At 39.7% G+C, this 24,285-nt stretch carries 15 protein-coding genes; 5 read left to right on the forward strand and 10 right to left on the reverse strand.

Features of this window, described 5'->3' with window-relative positions; genetic code table 11:
- The first annotated feature begins 96 nt into the window (after nt 1-96).
- Nucleotides 97-1,650: a metallophosphoesterase gene (locus tag RMY00_RS21185; protein WP_322649417.1), complete on the forward strand. Its 1,554-nt coding sequence runs from the start codon at nt 97-99 to the stop codon at nt 1,648-1,650.
- A gap of 105 nt (nt 1,651-1,755) precedes the next feature.
- On the opposite strand, the gene RMY00_RS21190 is transcribed toward RMY00_RS21185, so the two are convergent.
- The 9 genes from RMY00_RS21190 to RMY00_RS21230 all read right to left on the reverse strand — a co-directional run bounded on the left by RMY00_RS21190 (nt 1,756) and on the right by RMY00_RS21230 (nt 15,688).
- A complete protein-coding gene (locus RMY00_RS21190) occupies nt 1,756-2,262 on the reverse strand; it encodes an aspartyl/asparaginyl beta-hydroxylase domain-containing protein (protein WP_322649418.1) in 507 nt (168 codons plus the stop codon).
- Between the two features lie 11 nt (nt 2,263-2,273).
- Nucleotides 2,274-3,491, reverse strand: a complete 1,218-nt coding sequence (locus RMY00_RS21195) for a cytochrome P450 (protein ID WP_322649419.1) — start codon at nt 3,489-3,491, stop codon at nt 2,274-2,276.
- 74 nt (nt 3,492-3,565) lie between these two features.
- Nucleotides 3,566-4,690, reverse strand: a complete 1,125-nt coding sequence (locus RMY00_RS21200; protein WP_322649420.1) for a cytochrome P450 — start codon at nt 4,688-4,690, stop codon at nt 3,566-3,568.
- 177 nt (nt 4,691-4,867) lie between these two features.
- A complete protein-coding gene (locus tag RMY00_RS21205) occupies nt 4,868-6,985 on the reverse strand; it encodes an AMP-binding protein (protein WP_322649421.1) in 2,118 nt (705 codons plus the stop codon).
- Between the two features lie 679 nt (nt 6,986-7,664).
- Complete coding sequence (locus RMY00_RS21210; protein WP_322649422.1) at nt 7,665-11,435, reverse strand: calcium-binding protein; 3,771 nt, start codon at nt 11,433-11,435, stop codon at nt 7,665-7,667.
- A 798-nt stretch (nt 11,436-12,233) separates the two neighbouring features.
- Nucleotides 12,234-12,644, reverse strand: a complete 411-nt coding sequence (locus RMY00_RS21215; RefSeq protein ID WP_322649423.1) for a hypothetical protein — start codon at nt 12,642-12,644, stop codon at nt 12,234-12,236.
- A 532-nt stretch (nt 12,645-13,176) separates the two neighbouring features.
- Complete coding sequence (locus RMY00_RS21220) at nt 13,177-13,611, reverse strand: CAAD domain-containing protein (protein WP_322649424.1); 435 nt, start codon at nt 13,609-13,611, stop codon at nt 13,177-13,179.
- 183 nt (nt 13,612-13,794) lie between these two features.
- The gene (locus RMY00_RS21225; RefSeq protein WP_322649425.1) at nt 13,795-14,256 is read right to left on the reverse strand and encodes a BON domain-containing protein; all 462 of its coding nucleotides are present in this window, start codon (nt 14,254-14,256) and stop codon (nt 13,795-13,797) included.
- A 151-nt stretch (nt 14,257-14,407) separates the two neighbouring features.
- Nucleotides 14,408-15,688, reverse strand: coding sequence for a histidine kinase (locus tag RMY00_RS21230; RefSeq protein ID WP_322649426.1), 1,281 nt, complete (start codon nt 15,686-15,688; stop codon nt 14,408-14,410).
- Nucleotides 15,689-16,266: 578 nt separating this feature from the next.
- Here RMY00_RS21230 and RMY00_RS21235 point away from each other — a divergent pair.
- The 4 genes from RMY00_RS21235 to RMY00_RS21250 all read left to right on the forward strand — a co-directional run bounded on the left by RMY00_RS21235 (nt 16,267) and on the right by RMY00_RS21250 (nt 23,998).
- Nucleotides 16,267-19,386, forward strand: coding sequence for an MFS transporter (locus tag RMY00_RS21235; RefSeq protein WP_322649427.1), 3,120 nt, complete (start codon nt 16,267-16,269; stop codon nt 19,384-19,386).
- A gap of 661 nt (nt 19,387-20,047) precedes the next feature.
- Nucleotides 20,048-20,911 carry a calcium-binding protein gene (locus tag RMY00_RS21240; RefSeq protein WP_322649428.1) on the forward strand — a complete coding sequence of 288 codons (864 nt, stop codon included), beginning with the start codon at nt 20,048-20,050 and terminating at the stop codon, nt 20,909-20,911.
- 628 nt (nt 20,912-21,539) lie between these two features.
- Complete coding sequence (locus tag RMY00_RS21245; RefSeq protein WP_322649429.1) at nt 21,540-22,322, forward strand: calcium-binding protein; 783 nt, start codon at nt 21,540-21,542, stop codon at nt 22,320-22,322.
- A 983-nt stretch (nt 22,323-23,305) separates the two neighbouring features.
- Nucleotides 23,306-23,998, forward strand: coding sequence for a hypothetical protein (locus RMY00_RS21250; RefSeq protein WP_322649430.1), 693 nt, complete (start codon nt 23,306-23,308; stop codon nt 23,996-23,998).
- Between the two features lie 106 nt (nt 23,999-24,104).
- On the opposite strand, the gene RMY00_RS21255 is transcribed toward RMY00_RS21250, so the two are convergent.
- Nucleotides 24,105-24,285, reverse strand: a 181-nt coding sequence (locus RMY00_RS21255) for a hypothetical protein (protein ID WP_322649431.1), incomplete at its 5' end; no start/stop codon positions are given.

Consider the following 24,285-nt stretch of genomic DNA (forward strand, 5'->3'; position numbering starts at 1 on the left):
TTCCCCTGCTTCCCCTGCTTCCTCTGCCTCCCCTGCTCCCTCACTCCCTCATCTCCCCCTGCTCCCCTTCAATTGAAAACTCAGGAGTAGGTTGCATTGAAACTTGTATCTGATCCAGCGATCGCTAACAAAATTCGTAAAATGAATCAACGGGTACGGTGGCAAGATCCGTTAATTGTGGGACGGAACATCGACCAAACTCGGTTGGTGTTGGAGGATGGCCAAACAGACAATTCTGAGTTCTCATTTTTAGTTGTAGGTGATAGTGGTTCCGGCAAGCACCGAGGACACAATCCCCAGCGAAAGGTGGCTGAACTGATGTTGCCCCATCACAATGAATGCCGTTTTATGCTGCATACCGGAGATGTGATCTATTTAGTGGGGTCGAGTGAATACTATCAGCAGAATTTCATCCAGCCTTATCAAGAGTTTCTCTTGGGGGGAGAGCATCCCCAAAAGATTGCTTATGACCAGATGATTTTTAAGCTGCCCATTTTACCTGTACCGGGTAATCACGATTACTATAACTTGCCGATTCTATTGAGCTTGGCCTCTCTAACAACATTACCCATTCGCCGCCTGTTGCGATCGCGTTTAGACTTGGATGTAGGCTTGCATGGTTCAGGAACGGGTGAAGCCTACGCACGGGCTTTTCTGGATTATCTTCAGGTGTTTCAGCTTCCAGGAGAGTTAAATAATCATCTAAATCAGTATTACACAGCTAAAACAGATACAGGTTATTGTCTCAGCTATGAACCTGGGCATTTTACCCGCCTTCCCAATCGCTACTATACTTTCCGCTATGGCGGGATTGATTTCTTTGCCTTAGATTCAAATACATTTAACGATCCACCACCGCTACCTAAAACAAAACAAGGCGATGCTAATCGCAGAATTTTAGAAAAACGTCGTGAAGATTTAGAGCAAGAAAAGCAGCAAATCATTGAAACCTCAGCCAAGCTTCGTCCAGAAAATCCTATTGAGGCTGACCAATTAGACGACTACCACGCCAAGCTGTCACAAATTGAAGAAATTATTGTTGATATCAAAAAGCAATTAGCTGCTGATAGAACAACGCTGACTGACACTGAACAACTAGACTGGCTCAAGCAAAAATTAATTGAATCTTGGAATAACTCTGAAGTTAGGGGAAGAATAATTTATTTCCATCATCCTCCTTATGTAACTGAAGCGACAAAGTGGCAGCAAGCACAAACTCTGATAATTCGCGATCGCCTCCGTGGTGTGCTGGATGCGGTAGCTGAAGAAATAGGTTCCTTAACTCAGGGGCGTCCTTTGGTTGATTTGGTATTAAACGGTCACGCCCACTGCTTGGAACACTTAGAGACAATGGATACAGGACACGCTGATTCTCATATCCACTGGATTGTTTGTGGCGGTAGCGGCTTTAGTTTGCGACGCCAGAGGGTTGAGGGAGCAGATTTGATGGAGGAAAATAAATTAGTAGCGCGATCGCATCTCTTCATTGGTCGCAATGGTCAAGGTTCTCACAAGCGGCGACCTTACTCAGGTTTACGTATTGACGTTAAAGGCGAAGGCCATCCTAAGTTTATTGTCCGTCCGTTGGTTTCCGAATGGTATCAGAGACAATGGCGCGATCGTGAATTTGAGCCACTGATCATTGAATGAATGGGCATCAGAAAAGAGGAGGCAAGAGTTTTTGAATTTTGAATTGATTTCTCTCAATTCACTCATTCACCGATCTAACAAAATTGCATCATTCCCACTTAAATTCTATATTTGAGGTAACTTTGAAAACTGAGACTTTTTAAAGTCGATCAATAAAATTATTCTGGAAATATTGCTGCGATTCCAAACTTCATGTTCAACTGTATCATCAAAAACTAAGCACTTGCCTTCTTGCCAAGTTTTTATTTCATGCCCCACTCGTATCGCACAGTCATCAGCAACAATTAAACCCAAATGACAACGGAGTACAGTGTTTATATATCCCTCATGAGGAACAATGTGAGTTCCAGGTGCAAGAGAAGAAAAAGTTGCTGTGGTCATTCCAGGAATAGCTTCTATTAATTTTGTTGTTTCTGGACATAAACAGCAGTTATCCTCAAGTTTCTTTCCAAAAGAATACAAAGTAAAAATATCCCAGCCTTTGTTATAAAGAAACTCTTTTTGCCAAGGAATAGAATCATTGTCTTGCAGTCTATCAAACTCCTCTTTAATGAGGAACCAGTTTGATTCTAGACTCTGTGTAAATCTAAAAATAGTAGTTTCGTAAAACATTTTTTATTTAATTATGTTATATTCATTGCTTTGAAGGTAACTGGAAGAGATTTTAAGCTCCGAAAAGGAACTCTTTTTCGCCATTCAACCTGTTGTTGTAATAACTGTATATCAGGTAATTGCACAAGAGCATTAATAGCAATTTCAGCTTCTAGCCGCGTCAGTGCTGCACCCAAACAAGAATGAATACCATCAGCAAAAGCTAAGTGATTGTTATTAACTCGCGTAATATCAAAACGATCTGGTTCAGGAAATTGTGCAGGATCTCGATTTGCAGCCCCCAATACAACCAATACTTTATCACCAGACTGAATAGTTACACTATCTAAAAAAACATCTTCATTTGCTATTCGTGTAGTAATCTGAATCGGGCTATCATAACGCAGTATTTCTTCTATAGCACCTTGAATAAGCATAGGTTGTGTCTTGATTTCTTGCATTTGCTCTGGGTGACGCAACAAAGCAAGCATACCGTTACTGATGAGATTGACTGTTGTTTCTTCACCAGTTAGAAAAAGTAACATACAGATGGAAATAATTTCTTCTTCCGTGAGCTTGTTATTCTGTTCTTTAACTGCTATCAAAGCACTCAAAAAATCCTGTTGTAGATTTATTTTGCGTTGAGCAATCAAGCCCTTAAAGTAATCTGTAAATTCTAACGCCACTTTATTCATCTGCTCATAGTCTTCCAAAGACTTGAGTGGATCTAAAATCTCAGACAATTTATCTGACCAATAATATAGCTTATACCAATCTTCAACAGGTACTCCCAAAATTGTGCAAATTACATTACAAGGTAAAGGACAAGCAAAATCGGCAATTATATCCATGTAGCCTTGATGTCTAATCTTACTAATTAGCTGCTCTGTAATTTGTTGAATTTGGGGATATAAACTTTTAACAGTAGCAGTAGAAAAAGCTTTACTTATTAATCCTCGCAATCTAGTATGTTCTGGCGGATCTAGAAATATTAACCATTTACTAATAGCTTGTGCGAGTGTATTGAAATTACCTAGATAATCGCTTTTGTATTTAACGTGGTTTGGCATTTTATTAACACAAAAGCGAGAGTCTCGCAAAATTGCCTTAGCATCAGCATAGCGAGTAACTACCCACATATTATTGAAGCTCTGGTGTATTGGTTCAACAGAACGAAGTTTATGGTAAACGGGATAAGGATTATCATGAAAGGATGGTTCATAAGGATTAAACTTAAAAATTTTTTCCATTTTTTGTTTTTGATTATTATCTTTAATTGGTTATATTTACTGTCTACTACATTTACTAAAACCTGACAAGAAACTTAGTTAATACTAAAATTCAATATTAGAGCTTTTAAGCCACGGATGGCTATGTTTTTTCGCCACTCTAATTTATCCCTGGCTAGCTTTAAATTAGGAAGCTCTTGAATCAATGTATTAATAGCAATTTGAGTTTCCAGCCGTGCTAATGCAGCGCCTAGACAATAATGAATATTATCGGCAAAAGCAACGTGATGATTCTGCTCTCGATTAATATTTAACTGATCGGGGTTAGAAAACTGGGCAGGATCTCGATTAGCAGCACCTAAGCACAAAACTATCTTTTCACCTGCTTTGATTTGTTGATTACCTATTTCTAAATCATCAGTAGCAATCCGGGTAATCATCTGAATTGCACTATCGTAGCGAATGATTTCCTCTACCGCACTTTGAATTTTTGTTGGTTCTCTTTTGAGCTGTTCCATTTGTTCAGGGTGATTGAGCAATGCTAGAATTCCGTTAGCTATTGTATTACCTGTAGTTTCTTCTCCTGCACCGAATAACAATGTACAAACTGCCAATATTTCCTTTTGAGTTAATTTATCACTTTGCTCTTGAACTGTAATGAGACTACTAATCAAGTCTTGCTGGGGATTTCTTTCTCGTTCATGAATCAAACTACGTAAATAGTCTTGAATCTCTTGCGTAGCCTGATTCATTCTTTGATATTCTTCTAGTGATACCAATGGATCTAAAATCCTAGACAATACATTTGTCCACTTATGTAGCTGGTTTTGAGCTTCTTTTGGTATCCCCAAAAGTTTACTAATAACTTTCACAGAAAGCGGACTAGCAAGATCGGCAACAATATCTATACTTCCTTGATGTCTAACTTTATTTAGCAATTCATCGACAATTTCCTGAACCAAAGGACACATCTGCTCAACAACTATGGGAGAAAAACTTTTAACTAGCAATCCACGTAATCTAGTATGATCTGGCGGGTTCATATAAAATAAAAATTTGCTGGTAGTGTAAGCCAGAGTATCCAAATTTTTTTCTTTGTTTTTAAGATATTTGCTTCTTTCATTGATTAATTTTGGTCTGTCATCAGTACGAATACACCCACTTCTCAAAACTGCTTTGACATCAGCATAGCGAGTGACGAACCAATCACCGCCAATCAAGTATTTATGTACTGGATCTTCTGAGCGGAGGCGATGATAAGTTGGATAAGGATTAGCATTAAATTCAGGAGCAAAAATATTGTATTTTAATTTAATTGATTCTATTTATTTGCTATTGTTAGCATTAATAACTTCTTTACTCATATTAGAAATTTGTTTAATTTTATAGATTTTGTTTTAAACCCTATTTGGAGAAGGCATTAATAGTAATGATTGACTTTCTTTTGCTAAATACTCTGCTAGGGTTTTAATATTGGGAAATTCCCAAAAAAGAGTAATTGCCAGTTCAAAACCTATCCATTGAGCTAATTCATTTGTCATACTGACTGACACTGCTGAATCTAAACCATAGGAAGTAAAAGACTCTTGAATATCTATTTCATCAGGGGGTAATTTGAGGTATAAAGCGAGATGAGAAATTAACCAGTTTTGAATTTCTGCTTCTGTAAAAGCTAGTTTTTCAGAGTGATTAACATCTGAATTCTGTGTTTGTTCCCGAAGCTCTTTTACTTCTGTTTGCAGTTTTAATAAATCTATTTGTGCAAGATTGGCACTCCAATCTCCAACAATATCTAAATTTCCATTCAAGAAACTAATACGACAAGCCTGACGCTGAATTTTATTACTCGGCGTTTTCGGGATAGTTGCAGTTTTCAGCAGGGCGATCGCATATACTTGCAACTGATATTCTTCAGATATTGCCTGACGTATGGCTTTTATAACCTCCAAAACATCCAGGTTACGTAAGTAAGTCCGCTTTACCTCTTGAACAATAACTAGCTGTTCAACTCCTGCAACTTCTAGAGAAAATACTGCTCCACAATGAGGCCGTAGCGCGGGATGGCTGTTTTCAACTGTTAACTCGATATCCTGGGGATAATAATTTTGTCCTCGAATAATTATCATGTCTTTTAGGCGACCTGTGACAAATAGTTCGCCATTGAGCAAAAATCCTAAATCTCCCGTGCGGAGATAAGGCCCCTCTTTTGGATCTTGAAGTTGAGCATGAAAAATCTGCTGCGTTTCGTCGGGTTTGTTCCAGTAGCCAATGGTTACACTCGACCCTGCAACCCAAATTTCTCCGACTTGTCCATCGGGACACTGAGTTAATGATTCTGGATCAACGATCGCAATTTTTTGATTAGGGGTACTGTGACCAACACCAACGATCGCTTTATTATTCTCTGTCTCAGAGGTAGCATCTACAATTAAATTCTGTTTTAAAGCTTGATTTTGTACAAAGTGAATTACTGGTGGAGCTGCTTTTAAACCCCCAGACACAATTAGAGTCGTTTCCGCCATACCGTAGCAGGGGTAAAAAGCACTCTTTCTAAAACCACACTCTGCAAAGGTGGTGCTAAACTTCTCTATAGTTTCCGCACGTACAGGTTCAGCACCATTAAAAGCTACTTCCCAACAATTTAAATCCAGTTCTTGCCGTTGTTCGGGAGTAATCTTTTCAATACACAGATCATAAGCAAAATTGGGGCCACCGCTAGTAGTCGCTTGATAGTCAGAAATAGCTTTTAACCAGCGAAAAGGCTTTTGTATGAATGACTCTGGCGACATCAAAATGACTGAGCAGCTACCATATACAGGCTGTAACACTCCACCAATTAGCCCCATATCGTGGTATGGAGGTAGCCAAATTACTCCGCGACTGTTAGCTGTATGTTCAAAAGATTTATAAATTAAATAAGAATTATGTAATAAATTGCCATGACTTACAATCACTCCTTTTGGTTTCCCCGTTGTACCAGAAGTGTATTGAAGAAGTGCTAGTGAGTCGTAATTAATTTCTGGCAAAAACCAATCATCTGATAAATTGCTGCTAATCTCATCGGTTGCTATCCATTGCAAAGCTACTAATTCTGCTTCTTGTTCAATGCTTTGTGCAGAGTTGGTAATTAAAGATGTGGTGCTGAGTGCAAAAGTTGCCTGTGCATCAGATGCGATCGCCTTTACCCTTGTCATTCTTTGTTTACCTTGTGGTGGGTACACGGGTACAGCAATGACACCTGCATACAAACATCCAAAAAAAGCAACTATAAATTCTAGTCCAGGCGGGTAAAAAAGTAACGCTCTTGCTCCAAAAGCTTTCCTACTCTGGAGTAAAGCTGCTAGTTTACGGGCTTTTTGATCTAATTCTGCATAAGTAAAGCTAATTTTTTCTGCTTCTCCATCTACTAAAAAGGTATATGGCACCTGATTTGGTTGTTTTAGCGCCCTGTAGTTTAGTAAGTGAATTAAAGTCGCTTCTTGTACAGAAGATGGAGAAAATAAATCGTGAATCATAGCTATTTATCTTTACCTAATCAAGACAGAAATTAGTTGTTAATTTCCTACTAATACCAATTCTGTATGAAGATGCACATAATCAGTCCCCCCTTCATAAGGCTAATTACCCCCCTTAGAAAGCAGGGCCGTTTCATTCCCCAAAGAGCTTTAAAAATCAAGGGTTCTAGCAAAGAAAAATTAGTTATTTTGTTACCAGCGTGCCGAGAAAATGAACTATTTTACTGATATTTAAGTGCTTAAAAGTTCATCTCATCGTCGCCCTTACTTACAATTTTCTCGCTAACCATCTTGACAAATCCTGTTTGAAATGGAATGAAACAGCCCTGCCGTTTATTGGGGGGAAAAAGAAATCTATCTAGTTCCCTCCCCTTTATAAGGGGAGGGTTAGGGTGGGGTAATTCGAGGACTGGTAGTGATTCAATAACTTGTGTGTACACCGTAGCTTCATAAGGAGGGACGGCGTAGCCGGGGGGTAAATATATGCAGCTTCACAAATAAACGGTATAAGTTATTTTCAGTATGTTGTACCCTTGCTAAGGTTATTAACGCCGCCAATAAACAGCGCATTATCAAAGAAGCTGGAAGATATAAGAGCAATATTCTTATATCTTCCACATCTTCAACTGATTACATAAAGTATCTTTGAGTATGTCTTACTACCACCTGATAGCCAGTTCTAGACCAAGACGTTACTGCCAATAACTAATGAGTTAGCAGAGACATTATTCAAATTCACCAATAAGCTAAAGCCTTGGGTAGATGTTATCCCATCTGTATCAATCTGAACTTGAGTATTGACACCATTAGAAACAAAACGCAAGTAGCTATCAGTAATAGGATTACTACCACTGTAGCCTAAGCTAGCAAACAAGTTAGTTAAAACTAGTTTATCTTGGCTGGAATTGAAGTCAGTGATAATGTCACCAGTAGTTCCTTTGTCGCTGGAAGCTTGATAGATAAACTGATCAAAACCTGTTCCACCTGTAAGAGTGTCATTGCCAGCGCCGCCAATAAGAATGTCATTACCTGCACCACCAATCAGAGTATCATTGCCTAGACCCCCACGCAGCAAATCATCACCGCTACGTCCATCAATAATGTCGTTCCCACCCTGACCATTGATGACATCGTTAGAGTTGTCAAGAGCTTTAATATTGTTGGAAGAATCATTGAAAAACGTGACTGTATTGCGTTTTAAAACGCCAGTTTGAGTTGAATCGGCATTAACAACATCAAAGTTGTCGCTTATGCTAGTTTGTCCATCAAATAGAAGATTACCAGTTGATGTGGAAAGGTTATCCAAGTTTTCTAGAGCAAAGTTTTGTAAGGTAACTTGGGTATCAGTCTTAGCAACTCCATCAAATGTAACCTCTAGATTGTTGCCAGATTGAGTTAGAAGTAGATTGCGGGCTGTCAAGCCAGTTCCTTGGAATTTAATAGTATCTACTTCGGCAATAGTAGCTGCGGAAGGATTACTACCTCTGCCTACACCCCCGAAATTAAGAATAGTATGGCTTCCCTCTCCACGGGGTACGATTAACTCTTTTTGACCGCCACCACTAGAAACAGTATCAGATTCATAAGCACCAATATCTACGGTAGCAAACTTAAAGCGGTTAAAGTCAGTACCTCGTTGGTCAAAAGGGATGGATTCGGTAGTGTTACCATCTCCATTTAAATCAGTTGTATCTGCTGAGAGATTGGCATTATTACCAGCATTGATCGCAATACTAGTGGGAACTAAGGCGTAAGTAGCTGTAGTGCCACCATTATTTTGCAAAATCGGGTTAAGAACTTGGTTTATGTTGGTAATTCCGGCTTTGGCAAAGGTAATATCGCTACCTGTACCAATTGTTCCTGATGCTCCGGCAGTAGTACCAATTAGATTATTGGCATTACCTGCGATATCGCTATCAGTAGACACATCAGCCGCTTGATTATTGCTGTTAATATTTCCAGCAATAATGGTGTTTTTGACAGCAAGTGTGCCACCAAAGAAGTTTTCAATCCCACCACCAAAAGTACTATTGAAATTAGCTACCACCGTATTGTTGGTAATGGTGTTGTTAATCAAGGTGGCTGTCCCTAAGTTGCCGACACCGCCGCCCCCAAAGACTCTGGCTTGATTGCCCGATAGGGTAGTATTAATGACGGTAGCTGTACCTGAGTTTAAGATGCCACCACCTGCATCACCTTGGTTATTAGAGAGGGTGCTGTTGATAACGGTAGCTGTACCAAGGATATCTATTCCACCTCCAAGGTTGCCACGATTGCCATCAACAGTGCTGTTAGTTAAGACTAAATTACTATTCTGATTAACTAAGATGCCGCCTCCGTCTGCTGTTTTGGCATTGCCATTAGCAATGGTTAAGCCGTCAATTTTGGCATCTGTTCCCGTTCCAGAGATACTCAAAACACGGTTGGCATTATTACCACTGACTGTTAGTTGCTCGGCTCCTGTTCCAGAGATGGTAACATCATCTGTAATCCTGATCTGCCCAGAAGTTAGGGTAATGGTTTGGGCTGTGGCAAATTTTCCTTTCGTGTCGAAATCAACCGTATTAGCCCCAGTAAAGATATTAGCATTTTCAATTGCTTGTCGCAATGATCCTTCGCCGCGATCGTTGGTGTTGGTGACGGTGGTATCGTTACGGGCAATAGTAACGGTAGCAGTTGGGTTGGTTGTATCGATACTATAAGCAGCGTCGGGAGCTAGATTCAGTTTTAAAGTTTCATCAGCTTCAGCCGCCAAGTCATTAATAGCAGCTAAGTTGATATCAACAAAGCTTTGCCCATCAGGAATAACAACGCTAAGAGTATTACCAGAAACCTTAATGTTCCCGCCACTAAGAGTGTAATCGTTCACAGAAGCACTGCTGCTATCAATAGTGAGTTTGACAGTTAAATTATTGGCAGTGCCAATGCGATTAACACGGTAAGTTCCTGCTATTCCTGTTTCTGTAGCAGTGGGAGAAACTGCACTGAGGCTAACAATCGGCTCCTGCACTTCAAAAGCACCGATATCCACTCTCCCGAATTTGCTGCGATCAAATCCTGTACCTCGTTGATCGGTGGAGATACCATTGGGAATAAAAGCATTATTGCCTGCGTTGACGGCTGGTGAAGTAGCTAGTAAAGCCTGGGTTTGAGTAGTCCCACCATTATTAGCTAGGGGGGCTAATCCGGGGTTGGGGTTGACGATATCGCTACCAGTGCCGATAGTTCCAGAAGCTCCAGCTGTAGTGCCAATCAGGTTGTTAGCATTACCTGTAATATTGCCGAATACATCGGGCGCTTCACCGCCGAAATCTTTGTTATTGGCAATAATGGTATTGGATGCAGTAATCGTCCCACCTAATCTGAAAATTCCTCCACCATCGCCAGCACTATCGTTGTCAGCATCTGCTGTGTTGTTGGCAATGGTACTGTTATTTATGATCAGCAAACCTGAGTTTGTTACTCCACCGCCAGAAGAGTTGGCTTGGTTGCCAGAGATTGTGCTGTTAATTATGTTAGCTGTATTTACAGTAGTGAGAGCGCCACCGTTAGCATTGGCTAGGTTATTAGAAAGGGTACTATCGCTTACTGTAATTGTGCCGAAATTATAGATCCCACCACCGCTAACGGCGGATTGGTTGCGATCGATGGTACTGTCAGTTACGGTCGCTGTACCTGTGTTGGATATAGCTCCACCGCGAACGGCTGTATTGTTAGAAAGTACACTATTATTTAAGTTCAGGGTATTTCCACTATTAACTAAGATACCACCACCATTTTCTGTGCCTGCATTCCCATCGGTAAGGGTAATCGCATCAATATTTGCATCTGTTTGAGTTCCAGAAATATTGAAGATACGGGAGGTATTGTTGCCACTGACGCTTAAGTTTTTCGCTCCTGTTCCTTGAATGGTGACATCATCGGTAATATTTAATTCCCCAGATGTTAGAGCGATCGCATCTGGAAAAGCATCATTATATACAGTTCCAGCAAAGCTAACTGTGTCAGCCCCAGCAAAAGCGTTGGCATTTTCAATCGCTTGCCTTAATGACCCTTCACCTTTGTCATTGGTGTTAATTACTACTGTATCGTTACGGCTAATAGTAACAGTGGCTGTATTTTTTACGGTATCAATATTATAGGTAGGATTAGCTGCTAAATTAAGTTTAACTGTTTCATCGGCTTCGGCTTGAATGTCATCAATCGCAGTTAGATTAATGTCAACAAAGTTTTTTCCATCAGGAATTACTACAGTAACAGCATTTCCAGTGACTGTAACTTTGTTGCCGCTAAGATTGTAGTCATCAAGCGCTGTACTACTACTATCAATGTTGAGTTTAATAGTTAAATTGCCAGCCGTGCGATCGCGGCTAATACGGTAAGTACCACGATTGCCACTTTCAGTAGCAGTGGGAGTCAGAGAAGTAATTGCAATGTTAGATAACGTCATATTTCGTGGTCTTGTTATCAAAAATTAGAATGTGTTGATTGAAAGTAAAGAAGATGTTTGAAAAATCAAAACCATTAACAAAGTTTGCCTAATTATGAACGGTTAAAACCGAAACTTAGACATGTTTGAAAACGCAAAATCTCAAAATAAAGTAAACAGTTTTGAATTTTGGAATTAGGAAATAGCGAAAGTTTTTCTCGCTTTAGTCGTTACACAGTATTCAAACTGAATTACTTTTACCTCACCCTTTTCTTCATTTTCTTGTTTTGGCAAAAGTATTGGCTGTTAAACTTAATTGCTTAACCAAAACCTGAATTTGTTAATTGAGTGTCTACTTACGCATCAATTTACAACTTATTAACAGGATAATCAAGGGTTTATATAAAACATCCTACTTTTCTTGCTTTTCCTACTTTTCCTACTTTTTTGAATAACTCCTGCTGTAGTTAAATGTATGATAACTAAGAGCTTTTCTTTTGTTGTAATATGTGCTACTAGAAGTTATTACAAACCCAATATAGCAATCCTAAATCATTCGTGAAAAGTTAGATCCCGGACTTCTTTAAAAAGCCGGGGATCTGGACATTGAGAATTTTTACAAATCAGATAGTATTGCTATATATCAAAAGATAAAAATTATGATACTAATTGTATGTAGAGTTGTGCTTTATTCGCCGAGATTTCGCCCATATATAATAATATATAAATAAGTAGAGACGCAATTATCATTGCGTCTCTACAAACTGCCTATTTAGCCTTATTATGTGTAATTGCAGCCACAAAAAAGGATTGTTGTAATTAAACTATTCCTGGGCCTCTACCTCGGCTGTCACCCCTATCTGTCAACTTGCCTTCCTCATCTTGATTAACTTCTCCAAGTTCTTCAATGCGTTCTTCTTTATCATTTGCCGCTTGTTGGCGTGCATCACCCGGTTCTTCGTAATACATTTCCGGTTCAATTGCATAGTTATTAGACAAACCTTCTCTGTCTACGGTATAGCCATCAGTGGTGCGTATACTTTGTGAATCGGTTTGGTCATCTGTAGGTGCATCTGCCTCCCGTTCTTCTGTGGGGAGTGTTTTGTACTTATCTCCTTCTCTTTCCATGCGAGCAGCAGTTTCAGCTGGGATGATGCCGCGATCGTATGTATCTACTTCAGCTCTATCAGATGAATCTATATCTCTCTTAACTGCTTCATTATTAGCCATAATTTATGTCCTCGTTAAAGAATCTATTAAATAACCTCAAAGCCTAGATTAGGTTGTTTTTCATCTTTGTTCTACTATCTTTAGAAGTGATTTAAAATTAAATACAATGTTATGCTCTCTATCTTTTGATGTATTTATAGCAATCCTAAATGAGTTGTGAAAATTGAGAGACTTAGATCCCCAACTTTTTTGATAAGTCGGGGATCTTATTGTTCACGAATGATTTAGGGCTGCTATAAAAGACTAGTCTGAAGTCCTGCTCAATAGATGTAATTTCTGTTCATCATATAAAACAAGCGTTTTAGCTGAAGTTGACACTGACAGCAATAAATATTCTTGTGTCTTCACTACGTTTTATATCCGAAATAAGATAGTTACAAAATTCCCGACTTGTCTAAAAAGTCGGGAATATGAACATTTAGATTATATATATTTAACTAGCGAAGACACATGCTAGCCTACTAAGGCTTTAGCAAAATGTTAAAGGCGGACAAAACTATGCCACATTATAGTTATTTGATGGTTGGTAAATTTATTCGCCCACAAATTGCTTTTTCAGTGATTGAATTTCATCGGCTAATTCTTGTCGGGTTGAAGCCTTCAGTAGATAACGGGAAATAAACCAAGTGGCATAACTAATTCCAATTAACTCAAAAGTCGGTGATAGTAATGGAATATCATTGATTGCATCCAGTACTGCTAGTAATATCTTGGCTGTAACAATCGCCGCTACAATCAAACCAACTGTTGTTAGCGGCTGCTTATAGTTACTAAAAAAGCTACCTAAATATTCGGGCAATTGCTCTAAAAATTGAGAAACTTGTCTGCTAATTTGCTGCCATTGAGATTCCGCTTCAGGTGCGGGTGGTAACTTTGGCAAATTTGCAGTATCTGTACCTTCAATTGCTAGTGTGCTTTGTGAAAAAGAGGCATTCACAGATTCACGTTGCTGTTGTTCGGTTTCCATAATTTCTATTTTCCGTAAGTACAAAGAGCTTGTATAACTGTGAGCATCAATAAATATAATTTTCAGGTTATCATTTGTCAATTCTTAGTAGTCAGTAATAAGTATAACTGACCACTAAGACTGAGCAGGAGCATCTCAATTTATTTTTGCTTACCTACTCAGTTGAATTTGTTGTTAGCTGCTTTATTGTTTTGGTGGAGTAACAGTTGCTTTAACAACTACACTTTTGACGCCTTTAATTTGTTTAGATAAAGGTTCAATCTTAGCTAACTCCTGTTGATTGTTCACAGTTCCCCCGACAGTGACAATCCCATCTTTTGATGCATCAACTGTTAGTTGACTCTTGGGTATGTTAGCTTCTAACTTGGATCGAACTTCACTTGCTAGGTCGCCTGTAGCTCTTTGTGCATCACCACCAGTTGTATTATTACGCTGTTCGCGGGCACGGATATCAGAATTAAGTTGGTCTCTGCGAACCTTACTTTGAGCGTCTTTTTGAGAAGCTTGTGTTGTTTGTACAGTCGGTGATGGTGGAGCTTCATTAGGATTATTTGGTGCAGATTCGCTTGTTTTAGAAGCGTTATCACAAGCAGCAACACCAAAAATTAAAAGTGAACTAATTAAGAAAGGAGTTAGCTTTTGCATAGGTTTAATTCTGAATCGGAAAGTGAAACTTGTCGAGTGTGTGGATATTCACGGCATAAGTAAGGAGCAAGTTTCTTAAGTTAGGAGCAAAGTTTTTATGTTCTTGCTCCTTAAATTAGAGAAAATTAGTATGAGTGACAACTACCTGGAGTTAGAGTGTTTCATCACGACGGTCAACAATGACTACAGGAGGCTCGTCTCCATGAAGACCTGTTGAATAATTAGTGCGATCGCTATTGACAACTCCTGTGTCGTGATGCGTTACACTGTCTAAACCTGGGCGATGTTCGCCTAAATCAGTGCCATCATAGATAGCAAATTCTTCAATACCGCGCCGTCTGAGAATCGTTTCAGCTTCGTGGATTTCAGCTTCGGTACCATCGATAATTAGCAAGTAGTCGCCTTTTTGGAAGCGATCGCTGTATACTCGCGCTCTGTGTTCAGGAATTCCTAAGCCAACGAGTCCGCCAACAATACCGCCAGCTGCTGCACCAATCGCACCGCCAGCTACAGTCGATGCTATAGCCGTCGCTGCTGCACCACCTGCAATCACAGGCCCGATTCCAGGAATTGCTAAAGTTCCAAGACCAACTAATAAGCCAGTCAAGCCGCCTACAACTCCGCCTGTAGCTGCTCCAGCTTTTACACCTTCGTCTGCTTTATTACCTGTGCCGACATTTTTATCTACATCTACACCAGCGATCCCATGACCGTTTGTATCCTTGGCTATGATGGAGACTCTACTTAAGGGAAAACCTGCATCTCGTAATTCTGTAATTGCTGCCTCTGCATCTCGGCGATGAGAAAAGACCCCAATCGCGCGTTTAGCAACACCACTATGAGCGACATTAGATGTTGGAGCTACATAATCAGTATTTGTATTTCTAGCATCTGGGTTGTCGTAAATACCAAATTCTTCGACACCACCCTGATGTAAAATTGCTTCTGCTCTGGCGATTTCTGCATCTGTGCCATCTATGATGACTAAATAATGTCCCCGTCTCACGCGTTCGTCGTAAACTCTGGCTCGTTCTTCGGGAATTCCTAAACCAACTAATGCACCAATCAAACTACCAGCTACTGCACCAATACCAGCACCAGCCAGAGTAGTAGCTAAGGTTGTTGCTGCGGCTCCAGCCAGCATAATTGGCCCAATTCCAGGAATTGCCAAAGTACCAAGACCGACTAATAAACCAGTCAATCCGCCCAAAGCACCACCTGTAGCGGCTCCGACTTTAGCGCCATCGTCAGATTTATCACCGACGCGATCGCGTACTTCAGCGCCAGAAATATCATCTCTGTCTCCATCTTGAGTGATGACAGAGACTCTGTTCATGTCAAAACCAACTTTTTTTAATTCATGTAGGGCATGTTCAACATCTCGACGATGAGAAAATACACCTACACCACGTTTATGTAGACCTACAACCATTATTCTTTCTCCTCAGCAAAAATCAATTATTCACTAAATTTATAGCTGCTAATGACCTTATTAATACATGTTTATGTTTACATTTCATCAATCGCTTGGAATAAATTTTATCTCTATCATTAGACATACGTGATTTCATCTAAAGATAGCAACAAATTTTAATAATTTAATCAGCTATCTCTGCTTTATGAAAATTAGATATTGATTATTTAAATTATGAAAACAATCTCTAAAAACATTAGGTTTAAAATTAGCTAAATTTTTACTGAAAAACCGCTTTATTAAATACACTTTATAATAAAAACATATAGTTATGTTATGTATCAGCTAAAATTATGCTCCAAAACTTTAGTAATCACAAATAGATTAGATTTTATAAAACAAATTAATATAATATTATGAAACTTTACATTGTTTTCAAGTAAAAAATCATACAATTATTTATCTTTTGTAAAATACGACTTTTGACAAGCAAGCTTCTTACCTAAGAGAGTGTCAATTTATATAACTGGTAACTAAATTGATAAGTAAGCCATTTGATCAATGGTTATTTAATTGACTGCAAGTGAGAAAATACTATGTTCCAAAGTCTTTTAACGATTGAGGGGTCGAACTGGCTATCTTTCGGATTAGCGCCAATAATAGCTCAGGAATCACTAACTCCAGAAGAAGCATCAGTTCTTTTTTCTGGCCCTAAATTTTTGGTAGCATTGCTAGCTGGTGTCTTAATGGCATTTGCCTTTCAATTATTATTGACTAACTTTTCAGTTGCTGTCGGAATTTCATCTTGGGAAATTGACTCAGATTCTGACGATGAATCAGAAAGTTTGGGTAGTAAAATTCGTTCAGTTCAGACAAAAATAGGTGTCTGGGCGTTGCTAACCGTTAGTATTGCATTATTTATTGCTTCTTTTCTGGCGGTAAAACTTAGCTTAATCGAAAGTGAATCTCTAGGTTCAATTATCGGTGTAGTTATTTGGGCTACTTATTTTTCACTAGTAATTTGGTTCGGTTCATCAGCAGTAGGTTCTTTTATTGGTTCTATCGCTAGTACTGTCACTTCTGGTTTTCAAACTCTGATGGGTACAGCAACTGCTGGCATCGGTGCTAATGTTGCAAAAAAACAGTTAGTTTCGACTGCTGAAGATATTACAGCCGCAGTCAGACGGGAATTAACTTCAGGCTTTAATCCTGAAGATATTAGAAATACGCTCCAAAGTTCTTTAAGTTCTTTGCAATTACCAAAGCTAGATATTACAGAAATTCGTAACCAATTTGACCAGCTTCTTAAAGATACAGATTTGCAATCTGTTGCTAACAGCGACCTATTGCAAAATATAAATCGCCAAACATTTGTTGATTTAATTAGCGATCGCACAGATTTATCTCAAGAAGATATCAATCGCATAGCCGATGAATTTCAAGGTGGTTGGCAACAAGCATTGAATCGGAACAATCCCACAGAACAAGTAATTAATTTGCTGAAGTCTGCTACTCCCGAAGAATTGAATTCAGAGCAATTAGGTGAACGCCTTCAACAACTGGTTACAGTCGGAGGTGGAAATGGTAATGGTATAATTAAGCAAGCTATTCGATATGGCTTAAGTGCGGCTGCACCAGCAGTTATGGAGCGAGTCAACCTTTCCAATATCGATGTGAACAAAATTACTAATCAGTTGCAAAAACTGAAAGAAAAAGTTCAAGATGTCGATGTTGATCAAATCACGAAACAATTACAAAAGTTCAGAGATGAAGCAACTGAACAAGTATCTGCAAGGTTGCCAGTATCACCTGAAAATGCAATTAAGGCGGATGTAGAAGAATATATATTGAATTCATTCCCTTGGCATTTTAACCGGATTACACTAAGAGATGAATTTAAAGAACTCATTTATGATGTTAATGCAGATCCGACAACTGTGAGACGGGAGTTGGAAGAACTCAATCTTGAATATTTCGCCAACTTGCTGAAGCAGCGAGGTGATATCAGTGAAGCTAGAGTGAAAGAAATTTCCGAACAAATGGAAAGCGATCGCTCAGAAGTGTTAGAAACTGTAAAACAGGCTCAAACACGAGAACAAGGGCAAGATTTCCGCACCCGCATCGAAGATTATCTGCGTTCGACGGGGAAAGAAGAACTCAACCCTGAAGGTATTGAACGCGACTTTAAGAACTTGGTAGAAGATCCAGAAGCTGGGTTTGAAGATTTAAGTAATCGCTTCGGGCAATTCGACCGCGATACTTATGTACAATTGCTCCAACAGCGTCAAGATATCAGCGAAGAGGAAGCTAATAATATTGTTAGTCAACTCGAAAGGAACCGCGATAATTTATTAAATCGTGCAAAAGAACTGCAAGAACAAGCAAAAGCCAAAGCTGATGAACTGCGCCAAAGAGTTGAAGACTATCTGCGAAATACTAATAAGGACGAACTTAATCCCGAAAGTATCAAACGTGAGTTTCAAATTTTACTAGACGATCCCCAAGCTGGAATTAGCCTTTTGCGATCGCGCTTTTCGCAATTTGACCGAGATACATTAGTACAATTACTCAATCAGCGTCAGGATTTGAGCGAAGAACAGATAAATCAAACTCTCGATCAGATTGAAGCAGTCCGAGATAGTATTTTACAAGTACCGCAGCAGGCGAAAGAACAGTACGAAAAAACTACAAAAGCGATCGCTGAATATCTCCGCAATACCAACTTAGAAGAACTCGATCCCGAAGGTATCAGGGGCGATTTGGAAAAATTACTCGATGATCCCAAAGCCGGAGCCTTAGCACTGCGCGATCGCTTGTCTCATGTTGATCGAGAAACCTTGGTTAAACTCGTGAGTCAACGCGGAGACTTGAGCCAAGAGCAAGTTAATCAGATAATTGATCAAGCACAAGATGCGATCGCTAATATTGTCAGAGCGCCACGACGTTTAGCCAAACGTACTGCTCAACAAGCTTTAGACTTTGAAGCCAATCTGGAAGAATATCTGCGTAATACGAACAAAGAAGAACTTAACCCAGAAGCAATAAAACGCGACTTGCAATTGCTGCTGTCTTCTCCCCGCGCTGGAATTGGAAGTTTAAGCGATCGCGCCTCGAAATTTGACCGTTCCACAATTGTGGCGCTGTTATCCCAACGGGAAGATATCTCAGAAGAAGAAGCTAACCGGATTGTGGATCAAATTGAGTCGGTTCGCACCTCCATTGTTGAACAATTCCAGCAAATCCAGCAAAGAGTACAATCAGTGCTTGATGGAGTTTTTGCTAAAGTTCGTAACTATCTCAACTCGCTGGATCGTTCCGAACTCAATTATGAAGGTATTAAGCAAGACTTTGCAAAAGTATTCGATGATCCCCAAGCTGGATTTGAAGCATTGCGCGATCGCCTCAGTCAATTTGATCGTGACACCTTAATTGCTGTATTAAGTTCTCGTGAAGATATTTCTCAAGAGGATGCTAACAGGATTATCGACCAAATAGAAGCGGCACGGGATAGTGTACTACAACGAGCCGAACGCATTCAACAAGAAACACAAAAGCGCCTGAAAGCGATTCAACAACAAGCTAAAAAGCAAGCTCAAGAAACCAAAAAAACCGTTGCAAATGCTGCTTGGTGGTTATTTGGGACAGCATTAACTTCACTTGTAGCCAGTGCGATCGCTGGAGCAGTAGCCGTTACCGGGTTACCTCTACCTCGTTAAAATATTACCTTCATCAAGAATTTTGAGCAAAAAAAGTGGTAAGGAATGCCACTTTTTTTTTATAAATAAAATAAACTACCCCTAGAGTACTATCAGGACTTTATTTTTCCTACATATATTACAAAACCCTATCTAAGCAAAGGTTTCAGATTTTTTCTAGGTAAAAGCAATAAAAAAGGATTAATTATTATTTCTTATAGATAGAAAAAAGTAGCCTTGAGAGTAATATCATAATCTTGTGATTGTGAATATCGTAAAAGCTATGCGATTCTGTACTAGAAAATCTGCTTGTTCCCTAGCAGCCTAGTATTTTGTAACCAATGAATACATAAAGCACACAGATATATAAATGACCCTTGGCACGATTTTGGTGCCAGACTCATCAATATATGCAGTGCTTGTAAAATCTTTGGACTTAACAGTTAAAGACCTGTTCCAATCAGATGATGTGGTTCAGTTATCTCTTACCACTCGTTATTTCTCCACCTTATTTTCTCGGCATTGCTGAATAAAAGTGTGAAATTCAAAAATTTAATGTTTGAAACTGTTTCCTTTGCGCCTTTGGGGTAAAGGAAATTCATACTCTTAATCAGCAACACCGTTTTCTGGTGGTGAAGTGACGAGGTAATTTTTACCCTCTAAACTCAGGAGAAGCTAATTTATGGCAGTCATTCCCGATCTCTCTAGTCTTATCCCCGACGTCAACAACCTTACCGTCAATCTTCCTAACAACTCTATCCAAGTTAGCGGTAGTGGTAACAGGGTAATTAACGGTGGTAGTGGCGCTGATGTCTTTGTAGGTGGTAGTGGCAACGATCGCATCGATGGCGGTGGTGGCAACGATGTCATTACCGGTGGTGGTGGCAACGATACCCTTCTTGGTGGTACTGGCAACGATGTCATTACGGCTGGTGCTGGTAATGATATTCTTGGTGGCGGTACTGGCAACGATGTCCTTACCGGTAATGGTGGCAACGATGTCCTTGGCGGCGGTGATGGCAACGATACCCTTGTCGGTGGTGATGGCAACGATAACCTAAGTGGTGATAATGGCAACGATAGCCTGATTGGCGGTAATGGTAACGATATCATTAACGGTGGTGGTGGCAACGATGTCCTTGGCGGTGGTAATGGCAACGATGTCCTTACCGGTGGTGCTGGCAACGATCGCTTTGTTGGCGGTAGTGGGACTGATATTCTCACGGGAGGATCGGGTAACGATACTTTCCAGTTCAACTCAGTTTCAGATAGTCCTGCTGGATCTGGACGGGATGTTATCACTGACTTTTTTGGCAATGGTAACTTGCCTGGTGATGTAATCGATCTATCTAACATCGACGCCAACTCCACTATAGGGGGCAACCAAGGCTTCACTTTCATAGGAGCTGCCGGATTCACCGCAGCCGGTCAGGTTCGTTATTCAGGAGGTATTCTTCAAGCTAGCACTGATGGGGATCTATCGCCTGAGTTTGAGATTCGTCTGGCAGGCGCACCAAGAATAGTGGCAAGCGACATTAACCTTTAATTTAATAGATTTGCCTTGAAAATCAGGCACAAGGCAGAATTCTAATAATTTAACAGTCGTGAGGAGAGGCAAGCTTAACTTGCCTCTCCTTTTATAGTGATTATTATTACGCTAATTTATTTCTGTATTTAGGTAAATTGACAAAATATATTCCTGTTTAACCTGCCAAGGGTGGTATTGCTGTAAACAAGCATAATTAAGTACGAAGAAAGGATATCTTACCAAAAAAGTAGCTCATGTTGGCTTCACGCTTAAGATTGTTAATTTCCTTAATTAGTAAGAGAAGCAAATTGAAAAAATAGAGAATTAACAATGCTTGCTAAGGCTTAATCGCGCCGCGTATGCATGAGAAAATTAGGTAATGCAATCGCAACAATTGCAATAATGCCAAAGAACTTGAACAGCCAAATTGTAACGCAAGGGGTGTAGCGATGCCTAAGCACTGATCAATAAGGCTTTTAACTTCTTGATAATTACTTGTTATACATAACTATTAAAAATACCAAATAAATCTTAATTTTTCATTAGTTCGTAGCGAATTGAATTTGGCAATGCCATTACATCTCCTTGCATTAAAAACGCTACGATTTATTATGCAAAGCTGTACTAAGTTCAGGAGAAACTCACTATGGCAATCATTGAGGGCAGATTTGGTAACAATAGACTTCTTGGCGGATCTGCCAACGATACGATTAAGGGCGGATTTGGCGACGATACGATTGACGGGGGAGCTGGCAACGATACGATTGACGATGGATTTGGCAACAATACGATTAAAGGCGGATTTGGCAACGATACGATTGAGGGCGGATTTGACAAAGATACGATTGACGGTGGAGCCGGCAACGATAACATTGACGGTGGTAGTGGCAACGATAGCCTTCTTGGTGGAGCGGACAATGATCGCCTTATTGGCGGATTTGGCAACGATCGCCTTTTTGGCGGTTTTGGCAACGATACGATTAGCGGTGATTTTGGCAACAATGATAACCTCATCACCACTGATAATCAGACTATTAGTCTGACTGGCAACAATAATAAGCTCATCACCAACGATAATCAGTCTATTGGTCTGACTGATGTTTTGACAGGAGGACAAGGTAACGATATTTTCGATTTCAATTCAGTTCTTGAGAGTCAACCTGGTGTTTTACGAGATGTGATCACTGACTTTGTTGGAAACGGTAATTTGCCAGGCGATCGCATCGATCTTTCTACCATCGATGCCAACTCCAATATAGCAGGCAACCAAGCCTTTACTTTCATTGGCAGTAGCGTATTCTTTGCAATTGGTCAGATTCGTTATGCAGGAGGTATTCTTCAAGGTAATACTGCTGGGAATCTGTCTCCTGAGTTTGAGATTCAGCTTACAGGAACACCACAACTAGTGGCAAACGACATTATAGTTTAATTTAATAGACTTTTTGCAAAAGTAGCTAACACTTTACTCCTAAGCGATCGCTCTGATCGCAATCCTATTTGATTTCGTTCGAATTACAAGATTCAGATCCCCGACATCTTAAAGATGTCGGGGATCTCTTTGTTCACGAATGTTTTAGTAGTGCTATAGAAGTGGGGTTCTTATTTTTGGTTTATGCAAGAGGTAATACCATTTCACGAAATACCTGATACAAATAGATTGATATCTAATTCTTTCCCCCTGCTCCCTGCACTCCTGCTGCCTATTCGTATCAATATTAAAGTAAAACGGTATAACACAAGCACATCTGAGAAATATAACATTACTAATGCTTATTAAGGTGCGCCACGTATACATGAGAAAATCAGGTAATACAATTGCAAACTTTACGATGATACAAGGCTTTGAAATTATTGGCGATTAATTGGTTATACATAACTACAGAACCCCTCAAACAAATCTTAATAGGCAACATTAACTCTTTCTAAACATAGGTTTCAGATTTGGTTTTGGCGAGAGGAAAAAATATTGCTAATTATTCTTTCTTATAGATAGAAAAAAGTAGGCTTGAGGGTTATATTATAATCTTGTGATTCTGAATATAGTCAGAACTATCGTTGGCTTTTCCATATAACGTGAAAAGTCAGTATGTAACATGAATATTGGCACAATTTTGATGCCACCATCATCAATACATCCAGTGCTTCTCAAATCTTCTCAACTTTTCAGACTTCACAGCAAACACCTGTTCTAATCAAGTGTGGTTCAGTTATCTCTTTCCACTCGTTATTTCTCCACCTTGTTTTCTCGGCGTTGCTGAATGAAAGTGTGAAATTCAAAAATTAAATGTTTGAAACTGTTTCCTTTGCGCCTTTGGGGGAAACTAAATTCATACTCTTAATCAGCAACGCCGTTTTCTGATGGGGAAGTGATGAGGAAATTTTTTTAACTTATAAGTTAAGGAGAAACTCATTATGGCAACTTTAACTTTCAACGGTACTAATGGGCCTGACATTCTAAATGACTATGATGGACGAGGTTTATATGATGAATTTCTTGGTTATCCTTATCTTCGATTCGATTTCGTTTACATCAACGGATTGGACGGTGACGACAATATTAGCGGTTTTTATATCACCAGTTCTTATAGCATTAATGGGGGTGCTGGCAACGATGCCCTCTTTGGTAATCTTAACAACGATGTCCTCGCAGGGGATGATTTTTTTGGCGTTGGTGGCAACGATTACCTCGCAGGGTTAGACGGCAACGATGCCCTCTTTGGCGTTTATGGCAACGATACTCTCAATGGGGGTGCTGGCACTGATACTCTGTATGGGGGTGCTGGCAACGATGTTTTTGACAACGATGTTTTCGATTTCGACTCAGTTTCTGAGAGTCAACCTGGTGTGTTACGGGATATTATCAAGGACTTTGTTGGAAACGGTAACTTGCCAGGCGATCGCATCGATCTATCTACCATCGACGCCAACTCCAATATAGCGGGCAACCAAGCCTTTACTTACATTGGCACTGGCGCATTCTTTGCAATTGGTCAGATTCGTTATTCAGGAGGTATTCTCCAAGCTAACACTGATAATCTATCGGCTAATTTCGAGATTCAGCTTGAAGGATCACCACAACTAGTGGCAAGCGACATTATCCTTTAATTTAATAGACCTCACCCCCAACCCCTCTCATTGCTAAGGACAGGGGAGATGAAGCACAGCTTTATCGGGGTGAGGTACTGCTTAACCTCACTCTTATTATGAAACGCTATAGCAACACAAGCACACTTGAGAAATAGAGAATTACCAATGCTCGATCGCGCCACGTATACATGAGAAAATCATGGTAATACAATCGCAACTGTTGCGATGATGTCAGGGAAGAAAAAAATGCCGGAGAATTTAAGAAGCCAAATTGTGACGCAAGGGGTGCAGCGATCGCCAAATCG

This window comes from Nostoc sp. ChiVER01, assembly GCF_034531155.1.
Taxonomy (GTDB): Bacteria; Cyanobacteriota; Cyanobacteriia; order Cyanobacteriales; family Nostocaceae; genus Nostoc.